This is a genomic window from Rhizobacter sp. P3_B12 (assembly GCF_056402895.1).
The window spans coordinates 1-1,427 of the sequence record NZ_JBFUGN010001280.1; the positions used below are offsets into that span (position 1 = coordinate 1).

Genomic DNA, 1,427 nt, shown 5'->3' on the forward strand with positions numbered 1-1,427 from the left:
GTTCAGCATGCCGGGAACGCGCACGCTGCAGTGATCAGCGTTCGAAGGCCGACAGCAGCGCGGCCGCCAGGATCAGCGCGCCGCCCATCAGCACGGTCGGCGTCAGCGTGCCGGCGCCGAGCGCGACGGCCGACAGCGTCGCGAACACCACCTCGCACAGCATCACGACCGACGTKACGTTGGCCGGCAGCCGCGACGCGCCGTACTGCAGCGCGAGGTTGCTCATCAGGAACGCGAGGCTCAGCGCGCCGACCGCCAGCAGCCAGCCGGTGTGCGGCACCGGCAGCCACGGCATCAGCGCCTGCGACGCGAGCGTGGTCGCCAGCGTGCCGGCCACCAGCACGCCGCCGATGAACATCGCGAGCGCGCGCGCTTCTTCCGGCCGATGCGCCTGGTGGCGCAGCATCACGTTGTTGAGCGCGAACGAGAAGCCGCCGAGCAGGGCCAGCCAGTCCGGCAGCGATTGCGGCAACGGCAACGCGACGCCCGCACCGGCCGGCGTCAGCACGATGAAGGCACCGGCCAGGGCCAGCGCAATGCGCAGCGCCGCGGTCGGCGTGAAGGCTTCCTTCAGCACCAGCCGCGACAGCAGCACCGTCCACAGCGGCATCAGGTAGAACAGCAGCACGACGCGCACCACGTCGCCGATCACCATCGCCCAGTTGAAGGCCGCATTGGTGGTGCCCGATGCCAGCATCAGCAGCCACAGGCTCGGCGTGTTCAGCAGCGTGCCGAGGGCGCGGCGGCGCGTGACCAGGATCAGCAGCACCGCGACCGCGTAGACCAGCACGGTGGCCCACAGCGGGTGCAGGCCGAGCGCCTGCAGCTCGCGGAACGGCCACCACGAGACGCCCCACACCAGCGCGTTGAAGCTGAGGGCGAGCGCGGGGAGAAGTCCGGGGGAGGTTCGCGCGTCGCGGCCGGCGGCTGCGGGCACCACGTCAGTGCTTGTCGCTGCGGGCGAGGGCGAGCAGGTGATCGACCTCGTCGCGGTAGACGACCAGGTTGCGCGCATGCCAGCGGCGGATCAGCCACATCGTGCCGGCGACGACCAGGCCGAACACCGTGATCGACGCGAAGGCCGACATGCCGAACTTCGTCATGCCGGTGTAGAACGCGCCGAGCCCGAGGATGCAGGCCTGCTCGTTGAAATTCTGCACCGCGATCGAGCGGCCGGCGCCCATCAGGTTGTGCCCGCGGTGCTGCAGCAGCGCGTTCATCGGCACCACCAGGTAGCCGCCGATCGCGCCGAGGATCACGAGGAAGGGGGCGGCCATCCAGACGTTGTGGATGAAATTCAGGCCGATCACCAGCACGCCCATCATGATGCCGAGCGGGATCACGTTGGTCGCCTGGTCGAGCCGCACCCGCACCGATGCCGCGATCGCGCCGACCGCGGTGCCGAGCGCCACCACGCCGGCCAGCGT

Annotated in this window: 2 protein-coding genes; both read right to left on the bottom strand. The window is 70.4% G+C overall.

The annotated features are described in order from the left end of the window. Window positions 1–34: 34 nt before the first annotated feature. Window positions 35–940 carry a DMT family transporter gene (locus AC1D01_RS34515; RefSeq protein WP_477873991.1) on the bottom strand — a complete coding sequence of 302 codons (906 nt, stop codon included), beginning with the start codon at window positions 938–940 and terminating at the stop codon, window positions 35–37. A gap of 1 nt (window position 941) precedes the next feature. Continuing rightward, the coding region (locus tag AC1D01_RS34520; protein ID WP_477873993.1) for an MFS transporter at window positions 942–1,427 on the bottom strand (486 nt) is incomplete at its 5' end.